This window comes from Acinetobacter sp. WC-323, from assembly GCF_000314615.1.
In the GTDB taxonomy this organism is placed as follows: Bacteria; Pseudomonadota; Gammaproteobacteria; order Pseudomonadales; family Moraxellaceae; genus Acinetobacter; species Acinetobacter courvalinii.
The window spans coordinates 1-3841 of sequence record NZ_AMZS01000050.1; the positions used below are offsets into that span (position 1 = coordinate 1).

The following is a 3841-nucleotide window of genomic DNA, read 5'->3' on the forward strand; positions in this document are numbered from 1 at the left end:
GCACGGACATGCCAGCGAAAACCGGTATACACCAGGGTATGTGGGGAAATCATGCGTTCATGCCACTGCGGATTCTGCATGGAGGCATAAATAATTTTGAGACAGCTTTGTGTTCGACAGGCACGCAACACTTCCCTGATGACTTCAGGACGCACACTGCGATCAGGTAATTGAACTGCTGCAAGATTCGGTTCTGGCATCGCAATCAGGGCATGCGATTCACTGACCAAGCCCGAGAGCATATTGAGATATTCATTGATATGCGCTGTAGTCAGTACAGGCTGGAAGCTGGCTTTAGGCACATAACCCTTGACTGAGGGATCATGAATCAAGGCATCGGGGTTATACAGCGTATTATAGCGCTTGATATCCGCAGAAGCCTGTTGTCGACTCAGTCCAAACCAGCTCATCAAACGATTGGTAACCAAACGACCTTCCCAATATGCAAGGAGCTCGATCGCCCGCATCCTAAGAAGCACCTCATGCTTATCTGTCGTCATATACCAATCAGTCAATAAATAGCAGTTTTAAGATTACCCTACAGCAAATATACAGTAAAGATTTTTGACGGTATTTAAAGGTAGTATTGCAATCATCAGATAAAAAATATACTAGTATCCTGATGATAGCCGTCAAAGTACGATCTCTAGCAGATCATGGATCCTGGTATAGCGCGTGAATTGAGCTAAGTTTTAGAATGAGAGCAATATGGGTTTTAGATTTCGTAAAAGTATTAAATTATTCCCGGGTTTTAAAATTAATCTGACCCATAAAGGCATCAGCAGTGCCAGCATTGGCAAACCTGGTGCTTCTCTAAATATTGGGAAAAAAGGTACGCGAACCAGTGTCGGCATTCCAGGTACGGGACTATCTTACTCTAAACACCAACCTTACTCTAAAAAGACCCGTGTTCCACAACCGACATCGCTAGAACACACGGAATATAATCCTCAGAATTTAGAACAACCGAAGACAAAGATCTGGCCTTGGATTATTTTTGGAATATTGTGTTTTATGGTGGGTGCCGTCATTTTTTAGCAAGAACCGCATTGTATTTTAATCAAAAAAAATGCCCAGATGGATGAATGGGCAAACTAAGGAATTAATATCCTTCAGAAACTCCAGCGCAATTCTCGCTACTTTCAGTAAGCGACTCTGGCTCAATCATGAGGGTCTGACTCAATCGAATCGAGGTAAATCGATCCATCACAATTGGAGCAGAAATTATGCTTGAATACATTCTTGGATGATGCTGAAAAGTCTTTGAGTTTTAATCAATAAATAAGAGTATTCATGTCTACCCTCAACTTTACTTATTTTCAGATAGCAACCAATCGAGAGCACTCATTTTTACAATACCATTATAATTTGCTTCAGCCCCTATCGTGTCTAAGGTAAGTAAATATTTGGGATACGAATCAGAAATTTTCTGTAATGGACGTAACTCTCGGCTGAGTGTCTCCTCATTGAGCGTTTCTAATGCCACCTGATAATAAGTTAAATTCTGTAAAGTATCGACAGCAACAAAATCAATTTCATATTCATCAACCCGCCCTACATAGACCGTATAACCTCGTCTGACAAGCTCAAGATAAATCACATTTTCTAAGATATGACCTTGATCAGCATTAGCATCAGGCAACATAATCCGGCGCAATCCGACATCAACTAAATAGTATTTTTCAGAGGATTGTAATAACTCACGCCCGCGTACTTTAAATTGTGCGGCACTATAAAATAACAAACTGTCCTGTAAGCCCTGAATATAGCGTTTTACTGTTTCAAATGAGATTTTAACCCCGCTTGAAACAAAGGTATTTTTAATTTTATTGATGGAAATGGGTGAGCCTGTCACGCTTGCCAAATATCTTGCGACACGCTCGAGAGAGTTAATATCAGCAGTATTCAAACGAGGAATAACATCTTTAAACATTACACTGGCATAGACCGCTTGCAAGTAATCATAGGTTTCCTGCTGACTAGTCATGGCAAGCGTATAGGGGAAACTACTGTGCGTGTACATGGCATACAAATCACGATTGGATAATTGTTGGATGATCGGATTATTTTCAATATGCCACTGTTTAAACTCTTGGAATGACAAGGGTAAAACATGTTGCTCGATATAGCGTCCTGTGAGTAACGTCGCAAGTTCTCCACTTAGAAAGAATGCATTTGAACCTGTAATATATAAATCGATATAATCCCGAACATATAAAGAGTCGACTACTTTCTCAAAATTTGTAACATGTTGTATTTCATCTAAAAAAACATAGTTTTTTTTACTTTTATCAACTTTGGACAATACATAATCATGTAGTTTACGGTAATCGGTGAGTTCTTCAAATTCCATAAATTCGAAGTTGATGGCAATGATGTTTTCGGCTTGTACACCCTGTGCTTTTAGGTCTTGTTGAAACATCGCCAATAAGGTGGATTTTCCAGAGCGACGCACACCTGAAAGTACTTTAATGACATCACGGTCTTGCCATGTATTCAGAAATTTTAAGTAGCCATCACGTCGAATATTAGCGCTTCTCATTATTTACACTTAGAATCTAAAGTTTTAATAAATTCTATCAAATTTTAGAATGTATATGTAAATATATTTAGTTTTAAGAAAAGTTTAAAGGTTAAGTGAAACATTCAAAGCTACTGTAGAAGCATGTAAACATGCAGATCTGATCAAAATCCAAATTCTGTCTTTTTGATTATTTTCCATGTCATGTTATTTCATTGATGCTACGAGTTAACTGCTATATAAATTAAGTGAAAAGTAAATGGAACTAAGATGTTAACTAGAGTGGAACTCATTTTTGTTGTGCTGATGGTCTCAGCCTTAATCCTAATTGCTTATGAAATGCTAAAAGGTTTATTTTAGAGCATCTATACAATTTTTGATCAAAAAAAAAGCCCACAGAGGGAATCTATGGGCGAAACTAAGGACCTTGACGGTCATTCAGAAACTACAGCTAGTTTCTGGTTGTGATTCTGGACTGAATTAAAAATAACCACATTGGCTGAATGTATCAAAAGTTAAATCATGTGATTAATCATTGATACATCTGCAAAAATGAGCTCATCGCTCTGTTGATTAATACAGTAATTCACCAAACAAATCCGCTCTAATCTCTTCCAGACTCAGATCTGATTTCATTCTATTACAGATGGGATGAACCAGCAGACCATTCTCTAGAACACCTTGCCCACCTACGGCTTTGGCAATCCGATGATCCGATTCAGTAGAATCAAGATAGATCAATCCATCACAAATGAGGCAAAAGTTATGATTACCCACCAGAAAATTGTGCTTAAGCAGACTCTTGGTTAATGCCGAAAAGGGGTCGTCTCAGGAAACGGAAAATATAGCACGCTAAGGATTTTCACTCCGACTTCTTTTAACGATATCCAACACGGTATTTTTGCTTAGATTGACCAGCCGACCGACTTGTCGATAAGAGTGTCCAGCAGACACCAACTCCAACACTTTAGGTGCCAGACGATCTGACTTGGTACGTTGACCAGGACGACGACCAAACACAACGCCCCGCGCTTGTGCCGCTGCTACACCAGAGCGCACACGTTCACGTAGTAAATCGGCACTGTTGCAAATAGAGATTTGAGTCGATGAAGTTCCTTTTTAAAAGTGCTTAGAGACCGAAAACCCTGTTGATTAGACACACTTCACCTTGAGGCTGACCATAATAAAATGACGATGCTTGTCCTTTACGTAGTGCACGCATGACTTCAATACCTTTAATTGTGGCATAAGCCGTCTTCATAGATTTGAATCCTAATGTGGCCCTGATGATCCGCTTTAACTTACCATGATCACATTCAA

General features: G+C 39.3%; 5 protein-coding genes and 1 pseudogene. 1 reads left to right on the forward strand and 5 read right to left on the reverse strand.

All coding sequences use genetic code 11. From position 1 onward, the window contains the following. The coding region (locus ACINWC323_RS06505) for a BrxR family helix-turn-helix transcriptional regulator (protein ID WP_009513516.1) at nt 1–500 on the reverse strand (500 nt) is incomplete at its 3' end. Between the two features lie 208 nt (nt 501–708). On the opposite strand from ACINWC323_RS06505, the gene ACINWC323_RS06500 reads away from it, so the two are divergent. After that, nucleotides 709–1038: a DUF4236 domain-containing protein gene (locus ACINWC323_RS06500; RefSeq protein WP_000506885.1), complete on the forward strand. Its 330-nt coding sequence runs from the start codon at nt 709–711 to the stop codon at nt 1036–1038. 271 nt (nt 1039–1309) lie between these two features. Here the strand turns inward: ACINWC323_RS06500 and ACINWC323_RS06495 are convergent, their stop codons facing one another. The 4 genes and pseudogenes from ACINWC323_RS06495 to ACINWC323_RS06485 all read right to left on the reverse strand — a co-directional run. Beyond that, nucleotides 1310–2542: an ATP-binding protein gene (locus ACINWC323_RS06495; protein ID WP_009513514.1), complete on the reverse strand. Its 1233-nt coding sequence runs from the start codon at nt 2540–2542 to the stop codon at nt 1310–1312. Between the two features lie 552 nt (nt 2543–3094). After that, nucleotides 3095–3340 (reverse strand): annotated as a pseudogene (locus ACINWC323_RS19860) (HNH endonuclease signature motif containing protein); the annotation flags it as partial. A gap of 33 nt (nt 3341–3373) precedes the next feature. Further along, nucleotides 3374–3580 (reverse strand): helix-turn-helix domain-containing protein, encoded by a 207-nt coding sequence (locus tag ACINWC323_RS06490; protein ID WP_009513519.1) that lies wholly within the window; start codon nt 3578–3580, stop codon nt 3374–3376. A gap of 70 nt (nt 3581–3650) precedes the next feature. After that, on the reverse strand, nt 3651–3841 hold a 191-nt coding region (locus ACINWC323_RS06485; protein ID WP_004897263.1), incomplete at its 5' end, for a DDE-type integrase/transposase/recombinase.